The organism is Rhodospirillales bacterium (assembly GCA_016712595.1).
GTDB lineage: Bacteria > Pseudomonadota > Alphaproteobacteria > Rhodospirillales > Defluviicoccaceae > Defluviicoccus.
This window is the reverse complement of record JADJQT010000001.1, coordinates 348,553-366,695: the sequence shown is the minus strand read 5'-3', so window position 1 is coordinate 366,695 and position 18,143 is coordinate 348,553. Positions and strand designations below refer to the sequence as shown.

Here is an 18,143-nt window from a genome sequence, read left to right as displayed (position 1 = left end):
CGAGCCGACGGAACACGGGAACGCGAAGAGAATGGGCGCACTTCAGGTCGTCGGCGGTTTTGTGCTCATGGTGCTGGCGACAACCGGCCGGCTGGTGATGTTCGCCGGTTCTGCGATCGGCCATTGCTTCCGCCCGCCGATCTATGGACGCAGCCTGCTGCGCCAGTTGATCGACATCGGCTACTACTCCCTGCCCGTGGTCGGGTTGACGGCGATCTTCACCGGCATGGTGCTGGCGCTGCAGAGCTACACAGGGTTCGCCCGCTTTTCCGCCGAATCGGCGATTGCCAACGTCGTCGTTGTCTCGCTGACCCGCGAGTTGGGCCCCGTTCTCGCCGGTCTGATGGTCGCTGGACGCATCGGCGCGGCGATGGCCGCGGAAATCGGAACAATGCGGGTGACCGAACAGCTCGACGCGCTGAGCACCCTTTCGACCAACCCGATGAAGTACATGGTTGCACCACGCCTGATCGCCGGCGTTACCATGCTGCCGTTGCTGGTGCTCATTGCCGACGTCATCGGCGTTTTCGGCGGCTATCTCGTCGCCGTCTACAAGCTTGGCTTCAACGAGGCAACATACATACAGAACACCTGGGAAGCCCTGAAGGCGGAGGACCTGGTGTCCGGCCTCGTCAAGGCTTCCGCCTTCGGCTTCATCGTCACGTTGATGGGATGCTATCATGGGTATTCGTCGAAGGGCGGGGCGCAAGGGGTTGGAACGGCAACCACCAACGCCGTCGTCTCGTCGTCGATCCTCATCTTGTGCTTCGATTACGTCCTGACGGAACTGTTCTTCGCCCGATGAGCGAGCTTGCTGCGAAGAAGATCCGCATCCGCGGCCTGCGCAAGGCCTTCGGCGCGAAACGCGTGCTGGACGGCGTTGACCTTGATGTCGGCGTGGGCGAATCCGTGGTCGTCATCGGCGGCTCCGGCACCGGCAAGTCGGTACTGCTCAAGTGCATCCTCGGCCTTCTCGCCGCCGACGAGGGCTCGATCGAGATCGACGGCGAGGAGGTGCTGGGACTGGCGCCGTCGCGCCGCGAACAGGTGAGCCGAAAATTCGGAATGCTCTTTCAGGGCGGTGCGCTGTTCGACAGCCTGCCGGTCTGGGAGAATGTCAGTTTCGGATTGCTGGCGCGTAAACGAATCAACCGTGGCGAGGCGCGCGCCGTTGCCATCGAAAAGCTGGCCCTGGTCGGGCTCGGCGCCGACGTCGCCGACCTGCAGCCGGCGGAACTCTCCGGAGGTATGCAGAAACGCGTCGCCCTCGCCCGCGCCATCGCCGCCGATCCTGAGATCACCTTTTTCGACGAGCCGACCACCGGTCTCGATCCGATCATGGCCGACGTGATCAATAATCTGATCATCAAGACCACTCGTGAGGTCGGCGCGACCGCGTTGTCCATCACCCACGATATGCACAGTGCCCGGAAGATCGCCCATCGCATTGCGATGCTCTACCGGGGCCGGATCGTGTGGGCCGGATCGGTCGCCGAGATCGATAATTCAGGTGATCCTTTGGTCGAGCAGTTCATCAACGGCCGCGCCGAAGGTCCCATTCAGATGGCGGTGAGAGCGTAAGTGCGCCACGCGGTCGCACGCCGCGACGGACGCTGAGACGATGGCCCGCGCGACCAATGTCTTCGTGTGCCAGGATTGTGGTACAGCGCATCCGAAATGGAGCGGGCGTTGCGACGCCTGCGGCGCGTGGAACACGCTGATCGAAGAAATCGGCGGCGATTCGCCGCTTGCCCCCATCGGGCGCGGGCCAAAGCGCCGGCTGGCGCTGGTGCCGCTGGCTGGCGCGGTCGAGGGGCCGGCCCGGCGAAGCACGGGCATCGGCGAGTTCGACCGGGTGACCGGCGGCGGTCTCGTCGCCGGATCAGCCGTGCTGATCGGCGGTGATCCCGGCATCGGCAAGTCGACACTGTTGCTGCAGGTTGCGGCAGCCCTGGCGCAGACGGCGACAGTCGTCTACATCTCCGGCGAGGAGGCGATCGACCAGCTTCGTCTACGCGCGGACCGTCTGGGCGTGCGCAACGCGCCTGTACAGCTTGCTGCGGCAACGATGGTTGACGATATCGCGGCGACAATCGGCAACCCCGGCGCGCCGGACGTGGTGATCATCGATTCGATCCAGACCCTCGGCCTGGGCGATCTCGATTCTGCACCTGGAACCGTGGCGCAGGTAAGGGCATCGGCGCAGGTACTGATCCGTCTGGCACGGCGCCACGGCTTCGTCTTGCTGCTTGTCGGCCACGTCACCAAGGAAGGCATGATCGCGGGGCCAAAGGTGCTCGAACACATGGTCGATACGGTGCTTTATTTTGAAGGTGAGCGCGGGCACCCATTCCGCATCCTGCGCGGCGTCAAAAACCGCTTCGGTCCAACGGACGAAATCGGCGTATTCACCATGACCGATGCCGGTCTGGACGAGGTGACCAATCCATCGGCGCTCTTTCTCGCCGAGCGTGATCACGACGTCTCCGGCTCGGCGGTGTTCGCCGGCATCGAGGGGAGCCGTCCGGTTCTGGTCGAAATCCAGGCCTTGATCGCCCCGTCCGCCTTTGCCGCGCCCCGCCGCGCCGTGGTCGGTTGGGACAGCGCGCGACTTGCGATGATTCTCGCCGTGCTGGAAGCGCGTTGCGGAATGGCTTTTGCGACCAGCGACGTCTTTCTCAACGTCGCCGGCGGACTGCGCATCGTGGAGCCGGCCGCCGATCTGGCCGTCGCGGCGGCCCTGTCGTCCGCCGCCCTTGCCCGCCCGCTCCCGCCTCAGACGGTTGTTTTTGGCGAGATCGGCCTTGCCGGCGAGGTCCGCGCGGTCGCACGTGCCGACGCGCGCCTGAAAGAAGCGGCGAAGCTCGGCTTTGAGGCGGCGATCGTACCGCTGCGTCGCGGAGCCGCGCCCGACAAGAGTATGTTGCATCGCGTTGAAACAGGTCACGTTGGCGACCTTCTCACACTGCTGCGCCAACCGCCCGAAGCGCTCGGGACCCGGAGGTCCGGTCGTGGATAACCTGCCATTCACGCTCGCCGATCTTGCGATCATCGGCATCCTGCTCGTCTCCGCCGTCCTCGCCTTCGCGCGCGGCTTCGTCCACGAGGTGCTGTCGATGGCGGCATGGGTCGGGGCCGCGCTCGCCGTCGTCTTCGGCCTGCCCTACGCCCGGCCGATCGCCCGTGAGTTCATCACCCTGCCGTTGCTGGCCGATGTCGCCGCCGGCGGCGTGCTGTTCATTGTTGCCCTGCTGCTCCTGTCGCTGCTAACGCGAGCGGCCGCGCGCACGGTGCAGGACAGCGCGCTGAACGCCGTTGACCGCTCGCTCGGCTTTCTTTTCGGTCTGCTGCGGGGAGCCCTGCTCGTCTGCCTTGCCTACATCCCGATCGCCTGGCTCATCGCGCCCGCCGAGCAGCCTGACTGGATGCGCAATGCCCGGGCCCGACCCCTGGTGGAACGGGGCGCAAACACACTGCAATCGCTGATCAAGTCCGATCCACTGCCAATGACCCAGGCGTCCGATCCACAGCGCACGCGTGCAATAAAAGCGCTTGAAACGGAACGGATGGTGCGCGACATCATCACCCCGGATCCGAAGAGTCCGCAAAATAGCGGCAAGCAAAAGCCGGGGGGCTATAGCGAGGGCGAGCGTCGGGAACTCGAACGGTTGATTGACAGTGACCGCTGACAATACTTCTACGACCGAGGCGAACGGCGCCGCCCGTACCGACGTTGGCGACACATCCGGTCTCGACGACGACCATTTCCACGACGAATGCGGCGTCTTCGGCGTCTTTGGCCACACCGACGCGGCGGCGACGACCGCCCTCGGGCTGCACGCCCTGCAGCATAGGGGTCAGGAGGCCGCCGGCATCGTCAGTTTCGACGGCGAACACTTCCACGCGCACAAGGCGATGGGACTCGTCGGCGACAACTTCGGCACCTCGGCGATCATCCGCCGCCTGAAGGGCTCGGTCGCCGTCGGCCATGTCCGCTACGCTACGACCGGCGAGACGATTCTGCGCAACGTGCAGCCGCTCTTCGCCGATTTCGAGTTCGGCGGCCTGACCATCGCCCACAACGGTAACCTGACGAACGCGCTGGTTGTTCGCCGGGCGCTGGTCCGCCGCGGATCGATCTTCCATTCGACCTCGGATACCGAGGCGATCATCCACCTCGTCGCGACCAGCCCCTATTCGACAGTGATCGACCGGCTGATTGACGCGATGCGCCAGCTCGAGGGAACCTATTCGCTCGTCGCCATTACGCGGCGAAAGCTGATCGGCATGCGCGATCCTCACGGGGTCCGCCCACTCGTACTCGGGCGTCTCGATGGCGCCTACATCCTCTGCTCGGAGACCTGCGCGCTCGATATCATCGGCGCGCAGTTTATCCGCGATGTCGAGCCCGGTGAAATGATCGTCGTCGATGAGCAGGGTTTGCGCTCGATCAAACCATTCACCAAACTGCCCCGCCGTTTTTGCATCTTTGAGTACATTTACTTCGCCCGTCCCGATTCGACGATCGAAGGGCGGAATGTCTACGCGGTCCGCAAGCGCATCGGTGAGGAACTGGCAAGGGAAAGTCCCGTCGATGCCGATCTGGTGGTTCCGGTGCCCGATTCGGGCGTGCCCGCTGCAATCGGCTATGCCGAGCAATCGGGCACGCCCTTCGAACTCGGGATTATCCGCAACCACTACGTCGGCCGCACCTTCATCGAGCCGGCGCAGCACATCCGCCTGCTCGGTGTGCGCTTGAAACACAACGCCAACGTCGCCCGTCTGAAGGGCAAAAGGGTCGTGCTCGTCGACGATTCGATCGTACGCGGCACCACGTCGGTGAAAATCGTCGAAATGGTGCGCAATGCCGGCGCTGCCGAGGTGCACCTGCGGATATCGAGCCCGCCGACAACGCATTCGTGCTTCTACGGCATTGATACGCCGGAGCGGAGGGAACTGCTGGCAGCGACGCGAAACCTTGAAGAGATGGTGCGTTATATCGGCGTCGATTCACTCGCCTACCTCAGTATCGACGGCCTCTACCGAGCGGTGGATGAACCTGGCCGGAACGCCAGCCGGCCGCAATACTGCGACGCCTGTTTCACCGGCGATTATCCGATCCGCCTCATCGACCACGAGGAGGACCCGGAGAACAACCAGCTCAGCCTGCTGGAGGAATAGCCTCGTCCCGCTGACGCTCAAAGAAAAATGGGCGATTCGCTGCCACAGAATTCGGCGGGTAGCGCTGAGATTAATTTTCGTCAATATTTATCTTCGAAGAACATAAGCTTGAAGGTAGGCGTGATATGCCCTTGCCGGACGGATATTCGATCCGGCTGCGCCTTTGCGTTGCCTGGCAGGACTGTACCGCGTCTCAGTCCGCGCAAGACACGGCGCGGCGCCCATGAAACATCGCTTTCTCATAATGACATCCGGTCTTCTCCCTGCCTCGATTTTCATTGCCGTGGCGAGAGCAGACGATCTGTGCATCGAGCCGATCCGCCCGAATTGCATTTATTCATCTACGCTCGCCGACGACGACTCAGCCCGTGAGCGATGCCGCCGGCACGTCGATCAATACCTCTTCGAAATCTCAACCTTTGTCGATTGCCTGGACAGACTCAAAGCAGAGACGTTAGAAACCAGCACCGACGTGGCCAGGACACTCAGATGTCGTTACCAACGTCGCGTGTCCTGCCCTTGAGCCGCGCGCGCTGCGCGCGGGCACCACGATGGATCATGGCATGTCGATAACAGGCGATTGCAGGCGGTTGTCAGGCCGAGTCGCGCTCATTACCGGAGCAACGCGCGGTATCGGCCGCGCCGTCGCCGTCCGTTTTGCCCGCGAGGGCGCAGATCTCATCCTCGTCGGCCGAACCCAGGGCGCGCTGGAAGAAGTCGACGACGAGGTCCGCGGCCTCGGCGCGCACGCATCTCTGGTCCCGGCCGACCTGCGCGATCCAACCGTCATCGATCGTCTGGGCGCGGCGATCTTCGAACGCTGGGCGCGTCTCGACATTCTCATCGGCAACGCGGGTGTCCTGGGCACACTGACGCCGGTGGCCCACATTGATCCGAAAATCTGGGACGAGGTCCTCGCTATCAACCTGACGGCCAATTGGCGGCTGATTCGCAGTGTTGATCCGCTGCTGCGGGCCTCGGCGGCGGGACGGGCGGTTTTCGTCACCTCTGGTGTCGCGTCTGGCCGGGCCTACTGGGGCGGCTACGCCGTCGCGAAGGCCGGACTTGAAGCGCTCGCGCGGACTTACGCCCAAGAAGTCGCCAAAACCGCCGTTCGGGTCAATCTGCTCAATCCCGGCGGCACGCGCACGCGCATGCGGGCGGCGGCCTATCCGCTTGAGAATCCGGCATCGCTCAAGCCGGCGGACGACCAGCGGCTGCTTGACGCTTTTGTCAACTTGAGCGATCCCGGCTGCCAGTCCAACGGCGAGACCATCAATATCTAAATCGGGCGCGCTCAAGCCGCTTGAGCGCCTGTCACGGTTTCGGATTATCCAAGTCTTAACCTGTTTGGCTCCACACTGCCCGCCACAAGAACGATCCGCACTCGCCCCTAGGAGCGAATGCACCGTGTGGAGGCAACAGTTCGCATGCATATCGCGCCAGACGACGCGCCCGTGCGCCCTGCCGCCGCTCACGCGAACCCGAGGGCACAATCCGCCGTGCGAACGGCCGAACGGGCCATCCGCTTCCCCCGCTTCGAGCTGATATCGACCCTTTTAGGCACGCTCGGCATGCTGGTCTGGGTGGTTTGGAGTTCGACGTTAGGCGAGCGGGCAAACGTTGATCTCCTGTCCAACGCCATTCGTTTAACCCAGCTCGTGCACGTGATTACCTATACCGATGAGGTATTGACGATGTCAGCGCGCATGGCGGCGGCGACGGGCGACATGCGCTGGCAACAGCGATACGACCATCACATTCCCATTCTTGACGACGCTATTGCCCAGGCGATTGCGATTTCACCGCCGGAAATCGGCGCCGCTTTCGGCGAGACGACGCGCCGGTCGAACGACGCCCTCGTCGAGCTCGAGACAAAGGCGCTCAACGACGCCCGCATTGGCGCGCTCAATGACGCTCGCGCCGTGCTCGATAGCAACGCGTACGCCGAGCACAAGGCGATCTACGCGCAGGGCATCACGGTTCTTTCGAACGCGCTCGCGCAAACTATCGACGACCGCCGCAGCCAGCTCGACCGTGCTGTTGACGTGAGGCTCATCTGCCTGATCGCCGTCGGCGTCGGCGTCGCCTGCGCGTGGTTAAGTGTCGTCCGTACGCTGCGCCGATGGCGCAACCGCATTGGCGAAAGCGAAACGCGGGCGAAACGCCTTGCCGACGCGGCGCTGGAATCGATCGTCTTGCATGATGAGACCACCGTGCTCGACGCCAACCGGGCGTTCACGGAGCTGGTCGGGCTCGACCTTCGTGATGTGCTTGGTCGCGATCTGCTGAGTCACATCGCGCCGGAGCACCGTGAGTTTGTCGCAACGCGGATTCGCGCCGAGGGCGTCGATTTCTTCGAAGCAGCGATTGTTCACGCCGATGGCGAGTTGGTGCAAACGGAGATGCGCAGCCGCCCCTTCTTGCTTGGCGACCGCTATGTGCAGATGACTTCACTGCGCGATATCTCCGAGCGCAAGCTCGCGGAAGCGCGCATTCTGCACCTTGCTCACTACGATACGCTGACCGGCCTCGCCAATCGCGTCCTGTTCCGCGACCGCCTGGATCAGGCGCTTGCAATCGCCCGGCGCGAAAAACGCTCGATCGCCGTCCTCTGCCTCGATCTCGATCGCTTCAAGGACGTCAACGACACGCTCGGACACAGCGCCGGAGATCGGCTGCTTCAGGAGGCGGCGTCCCGCCTGCTCGGTTGCCTGCGTGAAAGCGATACCCTCGCCCGCCTCGGCGGCGACGAGTTTTCCGTGATCATGACCCAGCCTTCCGGCGAAGGCGGCACGTCGGGATGTGCGCAACGGATCATTGACGCGTTGTCGACGCCATTCGATCTCGATGGTTGCGAGGCACACGTCGGCGCCAGTGTGGGTATCGCATTCGGCGGCGCGACCGTGGCCGATGACCCGGATACACTCCTGCGCAACGCCGATCTCGCGCTCTATCGGGCGAAGACGGAAGGACGCGGTACGTTCCGCTTCTTCGCCGAGGAGCTGAATGTCCGTTTGCAGACTCGCAAGGCGATGGAAAGCGACCTGCGCCGTGGTCTTGTCGAGAACCACTTCGACCTTGTCTATCAACCGCAAGTGGAGCTTCTCAGCGGCCACCTCGTAGGCGTCGAGGCGCTCCTGCGATGGCGGTGTCCGACGCGCGGCCTGATGATGCCCTCCGACTTCATCCCCCTCGCTGAAGAATCCGGTCTGATCCTGCCGATCGGAGAGTGGGTTCTACGCACGGCCTGCCGTCAGGCGACAGCATGGCCCAGCCTGCGCGTCGCCATCAATCTGTCACCGGCGCAGTTCCGCCGCAGCGGCTTCGAGCACATCGTCGCCGAAGCACTCGCGGAAAGTGGCCTTGATCCCAGCCGCCTCGAGCTCGAGATCACCGAAAGTATCTTGCTGCAGGACACCGACGCTAACCTTGAAACCTTGAAACGCATAAAGCAATTGGGTGTACGAATAGTGATGGATGATTTCGGCACCGGATATTCCAGCCTCAGTTACCTTCGGCGTTTCAATTTCGATAAGATCAAGATTGACCGTTCGTTTGTTCGCGATCTCGACCTGTGCGAAGACGCTTCGGCGATCGTCCGCGCGGTGCTTCGTCTTGGTCGAACGCTGGGAGTAAAGACGAACGCCGAGGGCGTCGAAACCGCCGAGCAGGTCGATTTTCTACTGAGCGAGCGGTGCGACGAAGTCCAGGGATTTCATTTCAGCGGGCCGATTACCGCTGTCGAAATCGACGCAATCCTGCGCTCCCCCTCCGCCATCGCGTCCGCACGGGCACAGCTTTCCCCGCTCGCTTGAGCGCATGCAACCGCGTGGGCCGTCCTCACTCGGAAAGACGCAGACAGTCGGTCAAGCCGTCGGCGACGGCATCGGCGATGCGCGTGCGCGTGTGCTCTTCTGATAGCTGGACCTCGTCATCGCGATTGACGATGATTCCGGCTTCAAGGAGCATCGCCGGCATGCGGGCAGTTTTCAAGACGACAAGGTCATCGAAAGCGTAGACGCCGCGCTCGGCATCGACGAGCGGCCGGTCCTCCCCCTTGATTGGCTCCGCATGATGAAGCGACGGCCTAAACCCCGCCTGCAGCATTGCCGCGCCGATCGCTTCCGCGCACCCAACGCTTTGCGTGTAGCGCGGATTGGCGTGAGAGACGAACAGCGAATACCCGGAGAAGCGATCGGAGTACTGCCGCTCGACGCCGTCCGGGCGCCACGGCTCCAGGTACTTCGGCTGCACCGAATCGTGGTGCACCGACAAGAAAAACGTCGCGCCCGCGGCGGCGGCGGCGGCCGTCCGATCGGTGAGCCGGTCCAAATCGCCGTCGTCGCCGATTAAAACGGTGCGCAGGCCTTGGTGGCGCAGTCGCTGGGCAATCACGCGCGCCAACGCCTGGTTGAAGGCGAACTCGACCGCGCCGCGCGCGCTAATTGCGCCCGGCCGCCGCAGGGAATGACCGACATCGACCGCGATCAGCGGTCGAACGGCGCCGGCCGCCGTAGCGGGACCGGCAGGCAGCACACCCCAACCCCCCGCAGCAAGGATCGTCGCCAACGCCGCAACCGCTGTTGCCGCTAATCGCCGCCCCGAACGCCGCGTTTCCCGGCGCACCGCCACGAGCCGCGGCTAGAGTTCCCCGGCGAAATCGAGTTCTCCCGTGGGGTCCGCCTCGACGAGACTGGCAACCTGCTCATAGACGCCGGCAAATTCGTCAAGCCGACCACCGAGTTCGGGATCAGGCGCTCCCAGTGAGCGAAACATTGTTGCTGCCTCGCGCAGAAGTTTCGCGGCAAGTTCTGCGTGCGTCGTCATTCTACTCTCCTTTTCCTGCAATCGTCTTCCCTTGCCGGCCGTTTCTTGAGCCGGTCGGAAGGCCTGCTCGCGGCCGAGGGAACGTACCGACATCGGCGTAGCTTTCGACTCACGTCTTTCACTCGTACGGCAACAGGGCGTGAATTGCCAGCATCGAGCCGCCGAAGAGCAGACCTGTGCGTCTGGATCACCTCATCCGGGGGGAAAACACCTCTAGCGCGCGCGGCACCACACGAAACCAGGCGGGTGTTGAACTGCGGAGTTCGCCGTCGACGTTAATGTCCAGGCGCCTGCTCGTCTCGATGCGGATCTCCCGGCCGTGTAATGACAGGATGTCCGTCACCTGGCGGTGGCGCCCCCAGCGCAGAACCGGAAGCAGAATGAGCAACCGCCATCCCCGCACGCGCGGCAGCCCATATAAATCGAGACGCCCGTCGTCAATCGCCGCGTCCTCGACGATCGTCAGGCCACCTCCGTAAAAGCGGCCATTGCCGACGGCGATCTGCACCGACCGCCACTCGTACGTCTCGCCGTCACACGTAATCCGGGCGTAAAATGAGCGCCGTTCCCGCATCGCCTCCCAGGCACAACCGAGGTACGCGAGCACGCCCCAGCGCAGTTTGCGCTCGCGGGTCAGACGGCGCGCGATACGGACGCTGAGCCCCATGCTGGCGACATTGAAGAAATGCCCGCCGTTCAGCCATCCCACGTCGATGCGCCGCGTGAACCCCTCGGCAATGATGCGGCAGGCGGTGGTGCAGTCGGCCCGTATGCCGAGGGTGCGGGCGAGATCGTTGGCGTTACCCATCGGCAGAATGCCAAGAGGACGCCCGCTTTCAAGAACGGCGTCGAGCGCGTGACTGAGCGTGCCGTCGCCGCCACCGATGATCACGGCATCGAATTGCGATGCCCGCTGTTGAATAGCCGAAATAATGCGCTCCGGCTCGTGTGTTGCCTCCGTTTCGGTTTCGATACCGGCCTCGCCCAGAACGCGCAGACCATCGTCGAGGCACTGCTCCCCTCTTCGCCCCCTGCGATTGACCAGCAGGAGCGCCCGCCGCGGTCGGATGGAGGTCTCACCGTCGCTCAAGCCGCCGCGCGCTTCAAGACAAGGGAAATGACATCCGCCGCCCGTTCGATTTCCTCATCGCCAACATCAAGATGAACCACCGCCCGTACGCCGGCTGGTCCCGCCGGCAGCAGGTGCACGCCGGCCGCAAAACAATAATCGACGAACGCGGCCGCGGGTATTGTCTCGAGACGAAACCGCACAATGTTCGTCTGCACCGCGGCAACATCGATCGCGATCCCGGGCATGGCCGCGAGCCGCCGCGCGAGTTGCGCGGCGCGGGCATGGTCATCACGCAGCCGGGCGCGGTGATAATCGAGAGCATAGAGCGCGCCGGCGGCAACAATGCCGCCCTGACGGAAACCACCGCCGAAGAGCGCCTTGAACCGCCGGGCGCGGGCAATCATCGCGTGGGAACCTGCGAGTGCCGAGCCCATCGGCGCCCCGAGCCCTTTGGAGAAGCAGACGCTGACCGTATCAAACGCCGCCGCGTAATCCGCCTCGGAAACGCCGGAAGCGACAGAGGCGTTCCACAGCCGGGCTCCGTCGAGATGCAGCTTCAATCCGTGGGTGCGGGCCACCGCGGCAACCTCGAGAACGCGCCCGATCGGCCACACGGTGCCGCCGCCAAGATTATGTGTATTTTCTAGGCAAACGAGCCTGAGTGGCGGCTGCGTCGCCGGCAAGAACGGGTGTGGCAGGCGAACCGCCGCCCGGACGTCGTCGGCGGAGAAAATTCCGTTGAGGCCGCGCAGTGGGCGGATTGTAATACCGGACAATGCCGCGGGGGCGCCGCGCTCGAGGACGGCGATATGCGCCGCCGCGTCCGCAATCACTTCATCGCCGGATTCGGTGTGGGCACGCAGCGCCACCTGATTGGTCATTGTGCCGGAGACCATGTATACGGCATCGTCCTTGCCGAGCAGCTGGGCGGTGCGCTGTTCGAGGGCCCGTACGCTCGGGTCATCGCCATAGACATCGTCCCCCACCGGGGCATCGGCCATCGCCCGGCGCATTTCCATCGATGGCCGGCTCACAGTATCGCTACGCAGATCAATCATCCGCCGGCCGCCGAACGGCCGCTAGCGCCGGTGTCCGATGGCGGCGGCGCGGCTCCTTGCGTCGAAACAGGAGCCGGAGGCACTTCCGGCTCGTACGAGTGATACATGAAAAACAAGAAGGCAATGACGACAACCGCGGCGGCGACAAGGCGCCAGAGCGGCGGCGTCGGTAATGTCGGTACGTCGTGCGCGTTTGCTTTGCGGTCGTCCGATGGCATCATTCCTGCCTCTTAGTGCGCGCCAGTCGGTCGTATTCAGCAAAGTATGCCCCATCGGTGCGGCACAGCGAAGCCGCCAAATGCGGGTGCCTTTTGAATCCCCGCTGAACGATCGCGCGCTGGTCGTGCGCAGGTGTCAGCGGTTTCACCTTGGCCGATGCCTGGCGCGCCGTTACCTTCCGCCCGCTTGCCCGCCCGCGATCTTGCTGGCTGGTCGTCACCGCACCGTCATGACCGCGCTTCAAGGAGAAGCTACGTGAGCTGGGATACGCTGCAGATCGTCATCGTTCTGATGCTCATTACGGTCGTCTTCTTCGGCATGGTCAAGGAACTGATCGCCCCCGAGGTCCTGGCGATGGCCGGCGTGGCAACACTGCTCGTTTTCGGCATCCTGAAGACCACCGACGTGCTGAAGGTATTCAGCAACAACGCGCCCTTCACCATCGGCTGCCTATTCATCCTCTCGGCGGCCCTCGAGCGGACCGGGGTAATCGACGCCATGGGCCAGGCGATGGCACGCGTCGCCTGGCGATCACCATGGCACGCGGTGATGGTGCTGATGCTCGGCAGCCTCGTCACCTCGGCTTTCATCAACAACACGCCCATCGTCGTTATCATGACACCAGTGGCGATCGCGCTCGCCCATTCACTGAAGTCGTCGGCCTCAAAATTCCTTATCCCGCTCTCGTATGCGACGATTCTGGGTGGAACCTGCTCGCTGATCGGCACCTCGACCAATATCATTGTCGACGGTGTCGCCGAAGCCAAAGGGCTCGCGCCGTTCAGCTTGTTCGAGATCTCACCTGCGGGAGCGGTGTACGGCGTTGTCGGACTCCTTTACATGGGACTGATTGGCTGGCGGCTGCTTCCCGAACGGCAGACGTTGTCCGATGCGCTGATCGATTTGTCGCAGCGCAAGTTCCTGACCGAGGTCGTCGTCCCACACAACTCGCCGCTTGTCGGCAAAACGATGATCGAAGCCGGATTGACCAGCAAGCGCGGCTACAAGGTCATCGACCTTATCCGCGACAAGACCTCGTTCGATCCCGAGCACGGCGAGCCGACGCTCCAGGCCGGTGACCGCATCATCTTGCGCATGAGCGTCGCCGAATTCATGGGGATTCGCGACAGCGGTGATTTGATCATCGAAAAGGGTGGCCCGCATGCGCTCGAGCCGATCGCCAGCCGCGACGTACGGATGATGGAGGGAATCGTTGGGCCTCGTTCCACCTTCGCCGGTCAGCGCGTCGCCGATCTTAACCTGCGCCGCCTCTACGACATCTATATCCTCGCCATTCATCGTCAGAACGAGAACCTGCATGCCAAGTTTGACCAGGTCCGCCTGCAGTTCGGCGATACGATCCTGCTCGAAGGACCGCAAGAAGGCCTGAAGCGGCTGTTCGACCGTCAGGAACTGATTAATCTTACCGAAATCACCGAGCGTCCGTTCCGCCGCAACAAGGCGTGGATCGCGATTATCGCCGTCCTTGCCGTTATCGTTCTGTCCGCGTTTGAAGCGTTGCCGATCGCCGCAGTGTCGTTCATTGCCGCGATCAGCGTCGTGGCCCTCGGCTGTCTTGACGCCGAAGAGGCCTACAAGGCTATTCACTGGCCGATCCTGATGCTGATCTTCGGCATGCTGGCGCTTGGCACGGCGATGGAGACCACCGGTGCCGGCGCACTCATCGTCACCTATGCGGTTCAGCTTATCGGCGGCCTGGGTCCGGTTGCCGTTTTGTCGATCGTCTATGTTCTCACATCGATACTCACCGAATTCATGAGCAACAACGCGACGGCGATCCTGATCACGCCCATCGCAATCGGCCTCGCTCAGCAATTGGGCGTCGATCCGCGGCCGTTCGTTGTCGCGGTGATGTTTGCCGCGTCCGCAAGTTTCTCCACGCCGATCGGGTATCAGACCAACACCTTTGTCTATGGTGCCGGCGGTTACAAATTCACCGATTTCGTTCGCGTCGGCTTACCGCTGAACATGATCTTGTGGGTGGTCGCGAGCTTCGTATTGCCATTTTTCTGGCCGCTGTGAAGTCAGTTACACCTTCCATGCGTGGCGTCGCCAGACTTGAGAAACTGGGCGATAGCCGTCGAGTTTATCGTTACACACAATCTGTACGCTACTGATGATGGAATTTGAGGAATAGGTGACAACGTTTCACGATCTTGTTACGATGTTTGTCCAATAGGGGGGCGGTACGGCCGGGACAAGCGAACAGAAATCGCATCGGAGCCGCGATGATCAACGCGAGCGGAGAGCGCCTGATGCGGGTGATTCTGTCGGTAAATCGCGTTAGATGCCGCCCGGCACGAAGCTGGAGACGGATTTATGGCGCGCTTCCAAACGTTCATCTCTCTCGATCTCGATAGGGACAGCGTACACGCGATCTGCATCGGGGCAATTTCCGCGCTCAATTGGCGGATGACCGGCGAATCTGACACGCGCATCACCTGCCAGGAACTGGCAGAACCCGATTGCCTCATGGGCAGACAATGCTATCACGCCAGCAGCGAGAGCTTGGCCGCATCGTTGAAAAACGACGTCGCGCTGACGATTAATCCCACGCGACTTGTGATCTGTTTCGAGACGAGAGGCGGGCGGTCCACCGCACTCGTGCTGAATGGAGCCAGCATCGGCTCATCGTCGCTGCAATTCGAGCACGTGCGCCGTTGTGTCATGCTCCTCGCCGAGGCGATCGAGTGCGGCGCGCAGCTCGTCAACGAGCACGGTCGTGACCAGCCAATTCCGATCGATCGCGGTACCGCCATCAATCGACAGCGGACGATCGACGCTGTGGCCCCGTGGACGAGGCAGGGTTAGAGCCCTTCTGCCAAGCTTCGGTGTTTGCTCGTCGCTCCGACAATCACCTGCTCAGCCAACCGGCGTAGCGGCGGCCGTGGGGAGGTCTGTGATTGTGGGAGGGAACCGCTCCACTCGGCTGAACGTTTCCTGTTGCGTAGATTGACCGACGTGGAGGAGACCATGCAGGCCGAAACCGACTTAAATCCGACCGCAAATCAGAACGAGGGCGAAGGCAATCGATCGGCTGCCCGTGTTTACGACGAAAAGACCCGAGAGTTCATCGATACCCACGACGTCCAGGCCCTCTCGAAGGATGCGGCCGCTGCGCTCGACAGCGACGAAGCAGCAGCCTTGAAAAAGGCGGAACAAGACGGCCTCGCCCGCAGTCGGGATGAGCAGCCTGGCTCCTGAGCATGCTTTTTCCCGCCTTGCCGTTAGCGCCCGCCCCGAATGTATAATCGGGGCGGGCACCAAATGTCGTCCTGAGGCCCAGGCCGGGTTCAGGCGGCCGAACGCATCGGTTGGATGAATGCGTCGAGACGCTGGAGGTGGGCCTTATCCAAGGGAAATTGCAGGTGGGTGCCCGCATCGCTGATGCCGGCCACCTTGGCGGCGATCGTGCCTGCGAATCCAGGAATTTCGACTTGGATGGTGGTGCCGATGGCAACCGTCATGCGGCGGGCGAGGCGCGCTCCGCCGGCGGAAATATCGATAATCCGTTCTTCGCTCGGTGTTCCATTGTTACGAACCGTCGCCTTGATGTCTGTTGCGATGCGTTCAAACCGGCGGCGCTCCTCGGCATTGCGGACGGCAGCAAGAAAGTTTTCGATTTCTTGCTTCAGGTTGGCGGCTTCTCCGGAAAGGGACGTTGCCGCCGTCTGGACCTGACCTGCCGCCTCACCCGAGATTTCCGCCGCGTCATTGACAACGTTGATAATCGAATGCAGGCGCGCCGTATTGGCGGACACCTCTTGGGTCCGCTCAGCAATTTCCCGCGTGGCCGCTCCTTGCTGCTCGACGGCGGCGGCCACTGTGGTTGCAATGCCACTGATCGTTTCGATCCGGCTCGCCACCGTCTCGATGACCTGAGCCGTGTCCGTGGTCGCATGCTGGATCGACTGAACCTGCAAAGCGATCTCATCGGTCGCTTTCGCCGTCTGATTCGCAAGGGACTTGACCTCGCCCGCGACGATGGCAAAGCCCTTGCCCGCTTCGCCTGCCCGCGCTGCTTCGATCGTCGCGTTTAACGCAAGAAGGTTGGTCTGCGCGGCAATATTTGTGATCAGATCGACGATCTGGCCAATTTTTCGAGAGGTTTCGACCAGCGCGTTGACCTTTCCGCGCGACGCGGCGGCCTCGTCGGCCGCTCCCTTCGCCTCGTTCGCGGTACGCACAACCTGGCTGCCAATCTCGTCAATCGACGCCGACAGCTCCTCGGCCGCCGCCGCAACGGCATCGACCGCGGCGGCCGTGACGGTCGCCGCTTCATTGGCTTCCGTCACCTCGCGCTTGGTGCCGTCCGCAGCGGATGAGACCCGCGCAGACGTCGTGACCATCTGATGTGAGGCGTTGCCGACACTGCCGAGACTTCCAGCCATGGCGCCGCTAAAGTCCTGCATCAGCATGTCAACCGCCTTTTCGCGCCGTTCTTTGAGTTTCCGCTCGATCTCCTGCTGCCCTTCGAGATAGGCGCGCTCGATGGCGTTCTGTTTGAATACCTCGACCGATCGCGCCATCGCGCCGATTTCGTCCTTGCTGTTGAGGGCGGGAATGGCGACTTCGTTGTCACCGGCCGCGAGCTTGCTCATGGTGGCGGTCATCTCATCAATCGGCCGGACGATGCTGCGGGCAATAATCACGGCGAAAATGGAGCCGGCGACAAACGCCCCAAACGCGAGCAGAAGCATGATCCAGGTCGCCCGCTTCGCTGCTGCTGAGTTAGCCTGATCCATTTCATGCACCGAAGCGGTGATGCTGTCGGCCAAAGATTGAGATAAATCGGCGAAGGACTGTGCTTGCTTCGGCATGACCTGATTGGTGAGCGTCTCGTATTGATCAACGGCGGAGACGAGCTCTTCGAATGCCTTGAGGTAATCTCGCGACAGGGCGAGGGCGTGCGCGGCGAGTTCTTTCGTCTGATCGTCGGTAATCTGCTTTTGGAGTTGAACGACGGCCTGAACGAAACCTGTGAGTTTTTGCTTCGCCTGGTCGGCGACCTTAGGCTCCGGATGCTCGATGAACTTCAGCGCATTGATACGCCCCAGGAGAAGGGCCTCCTGAGCGAGACCGGCGTATGCTGCAACCTCGAATACCCGTTGCTTAACCGCGTCGGCCATGATCGTCGAGAGATTCTCTTGCGCATTTAGGCCGAGCGGAGCCAATGTTTTTTCTAAAATGTCGTCCCGGCGGTTGCGCAGAACGACGACCTTGTCGAAATTCGGCAGCCAGTTGGCCATCACCGGCCGCATTTCCGCCAGCATCTGGGCCTGGGGTTGCCCAGCCAACGCGTCCGTGATTCCTTTGAGTTGTTCGTCGACAACCGGCCTGAGCTTGGCGACGGCTTCGGCGCTTTTGTCCTCGCCGGTCATCGCAAAGGCGCGGACATTGCGGCGAATGTCGGCGACGTTCGCCTTCATCTGCAGGACGTTTTCCGCCTGATCACTCAGCACCATCAACGTCTGCTGCAGATCATGGATCTGATTGAGGGTAACGTACCCGCAGGCGGCAGTTGCCCCCAGTAGGATGAGAACCACGGCAAAGCCGGTATAAATTCGAGTCCCGATCTTAAAGCGCGACATAACGGCGGAAATGCTCATCGTCCCCATGTCCTCAAACGACCGCACCCCCCTCTGTGCGCGCCTCGGCCAATCCTCGGCGGCGCACGCGAGAAGTCTTTGGTTGTGGGTCCTACCCGCAAGCGCAACCACCGCGGATACTTATGGATACACCACAACCGATTAAAGACAACT

15 protein-coding genes are annotated in these 18,143 nt (G+C 62.5%); 10 read left to right on the top strand and 5 right to left on the bottom strand.

The genetic code is table 11. From position 1 onward, the window contains the following. Window positions 1-31: 31 nt before the first annotated feature. From IPK66_01630 to IPK66_01600, 7 genes are all read left to right on the top strand, one after another. Complete coding sequence (locus IPK66_01630; GenBank protein MBK8174033.1) at window positions 32-805, top strand: ABC transporter permease; 774 nt, start codon at window positions 32-34, stop codon at window positions 803-805. Continuing rightward, window positions 802-1,581 carry an ATP-binding cassette domain-containing protein gene (locus tag IPK66_01625; GenBank protein MBK8174032.1) on the top strand — a complete coding sequence of 260 codons (780 nt, stop codon included), beginning with the start codon at window positions 802-804 and terminating at the stop codon, window positions 1,579-1,581. The genes IPK66_01630 and IPK66_01625 overlap by 4 nt, the downstream gene beginning before the upstream one ends. A 40-nt stretch (window positions 1,582-1,621) precedes the next feature. Next, window positions 1,622-3,019, top strand: a complete 1,398-nt coding sequence (gene radA / locus IPK66_01620; GenBank protein ID MBK8174031.1) for a DNA repair protein RadA — start codon at window positions 1,622-1,624, stop codon at window positions 3,017-3,019. After that, a complete protein-coding gene (locus IPK66_01615; protein MBK8174030.1) occupies window positions 3,012-3,689 on the top strand; it encodes a CvpA family protein in 678 nt (225 codons plus the stop codon). The genes radA and IPK66_01615 overlap by 8 nt, the downstream gene beginning before the upstream one ends. Beyond that, entirely contained in the window at window positions 3,679-5,181 is a 1,503-nt protein-coding gene (locus IPK66_01610) for an amidophosphoribosyltransferase (GenBank protein MBK8174029.1), read from the top strand. Before IPK66_01615 ends, IPK66_01610 begins: the two co-directional genes overlap by 11 nt. Before the next feature lie 563 nt (window positions 5,182-5,744). Further along, entirely contained in the window at window positions 5,745-6,467 is a 723-nt protein-coding gene (locus IPK66_01605; protein MBK8174028.1) for an SDR family NAD(P)-dependent oxidoreductase, read from the top strand. A 144-nt stretch (window positions 6,468-6,611) separates the two neighbouring features. After that, window positions 6,612-8,999 carry an EAL domain-containing protein gene (locus tag IPK66_01600; protein ID MBK8174027.1) on the top strand — a complete coding sequence of 796 codons (2,388 nt, stop codon included), beginning with the start codon at window positions 6,612-6,614 and terminating at the stop codon, window positions 8,997-8,999. A gap of 25 nt (window positions 9,000-9,024) precedes the next feature. On the opposite strand, the gene IPK66_01595 is transcribed toward IPK66_01600, so the two are convergent. The 4 genes from IPK66_01595 to IPK66_01580 form a co-directional block, all read right to left on the bottom strand. After that, on the bottom strand, window positions 9,025-9,753 hold the full coding sequence (locus IPK66_01595) for an N-acetylmuramoyl-L-alanine amidase (protein ID MBK8174026.1): 729 nt from the start codon (window positions 9,751-9,753) through the stop codon (window positions 9,025-9,027). A 72-nt stretch (window positions 9,754-9,825) separates the two neighbouring features. Continuing rightward, a complete protein-coding gene (locus tag IPK66_01590) occupies window positions 9,826-10,011 on the bottom strand; it encodes a hypothetical protein (GenBank protein ID MBK8174025.1) in 186 nt (61 codons plus the stop codon). 187 nt (window positions 10,012-10,198) lie between these two features. Beyond that, on the bottom strand, window positions 10,199-11,080 hold the full coding sequence (locus IPK66_01585; GenBank protein ID MBK8174024.1) for a lipid kinase: 882 nt from the start codon (window positions 11,078-11,080) through the stop codon (window positions 10,199-10,201). Window positions 11,081-11,097: 17 nt separating this feature from the next. Further along, entirely contained in the window at window positions 11,098-12,141 is a 1,044-nt protein-coding gene (locus IPK66_01580; GenBank protein MBK8174023.1) for a DegT/DnrJ/EryC1/StrS family aminotransferase, read from the bottom strand. 474 nt (window positions 12,142-12,615) lie between these two features. On the opposite strand from IPK66_01580, the gene IPK66_01575 reads away from it, so the two are divergent. The 3 genes from IPK66_01575 to IPK66_01565 all read left to right on the top strand — a co-directional run bounded on the left by IPK66_01575 (window position 12,616) and on the right by IPK66_01565 (window position 15,585). Then, on the top strand, window positions 12,616-14,403 hold the full coding sequence (locus tag IPK66_01575) for an SLC13 family permease (GenBank protein ID MBK8174022.1): 1,788 nt from the start codon (window positions 12,616-12,618) through the stop codon (window positions 14,401-14,403). Between the two features lie 297 nt (window positions 14,404-14,700). Continuing rightward, window positions 14,701-15,192 (top strand): hypothetical protein, encoded by a 492-nt coding sequence (locus tag IPK66_01570; GenBank protein ID MBK8174021.1) that lies wholly within the window; start codon window positions 14,701-14,703, stop codon window positions 15,190-15,192. A 162-nt stretch (window positions 15,193-15,354) separates the two neighbouring features. Beyond that, the gene (locus IPK66_01565; GenBank protein MBK8174020.1) at window positions 15,355-15,585 is read left to right on the top strand and encodes a hypothetical protein; all 231 of its coding nucleotides are present in this window, start codon (window positions 15,355-15,357) and stop codon (window positions 15,583-15,585) included. An 89-nt stretch (window positions 15,586-15,674) separates the two neighbouring features. Here IPK66_01565 and IPK66_01560 read toward each other — a convergent pair whose 3' ends face one another. Beyond that, window positions 15,675-17,990: a HAMP domain-containing protein gene (locus IPK66_01560; GenBank protein ID MBK8174019.1), complete on the bottom strand. Its 2,316-nt coding sequence runs from the start codon at window positions 17,988-17,990 to the stop codon at window positions 15,675-15,677. Between the last annotated feature and the right edge of the window lie 153 nt (window positions 17,991-18,143).

Excerpts from the sequence above, each read along its gene's own strand:
- IPK66_01630 (MBK8174033.1), top strand. The coding sequence starts at position 32 with ATGGGCGCACTTCAGGTCGTCGGCGGTTTTGTGCTCATGGTGCTGGCG.
- IPK66_01625 (MBK8174032.1), top strand. The coding sequence starts at position 802 with ATGAGCGAGCTTGCTGCGAAGAAGATCCGCATCCGCGGCCTGCGCAAG.
- radA (MBK8174031.1), top strand. The coding sequence starts at position 1,622 with ATGGCCCGCGCGACCAATGTCTTCGTGTGCCAGGATTGTGGTACAGCG.
- IPK66_01605 (MBK8174028.1), top strand. The coding sequence starts at position 5,745 with ATGTCGATAACAGGCGATTGCAGGCGGTTGTCAGGCCGAGTCGCGCTC.
- IPK66_01600 (MBK8174027.1), top strand. The coding sequence starts at position 6,612 with ATGCATATCGCGCCAGACGACGCGCCCGTGCGCCCTGCCGCCGCTCAC.
- IPK66_01590 (MBK8174025.1), bottom strand. The coding sequence starts at position 10,011 with ATGACGACGCACGCAGAACTTGCCGCGAAACTTCTGCGCGAGGCAGCA.
- IPK66_01580 (MBK8174023.1), bottom strand. The coding sequence starts at position 12,141 with ATGATTGATCTGCGTAGCGATACTGTGAGCCGGCCATCGATGGAAATG.
- IPK66_01570 (MBK8174021.1), top strand. The coding sequence starts at position 14,701 with ATGGCGCGCTTCCAAACGTTCATCTCTCTCGATCTCGATAGGGACAGC.
- IPK66_01565 (MBK8174020.1), top strand. The coding sequence starts at position 15,355 with ATGCAGGCCGAAACCGACTTAAATCCGACCGCAAATCAGAACGAGGGC.
- IPK66_01560 (MBK8174019.1), bottom strand. The coding sequence starts at position 17,990 with ATGAGCATTTCCGCCGTTATGTCGCGCTTTAAGATCGGGACTCGAATT.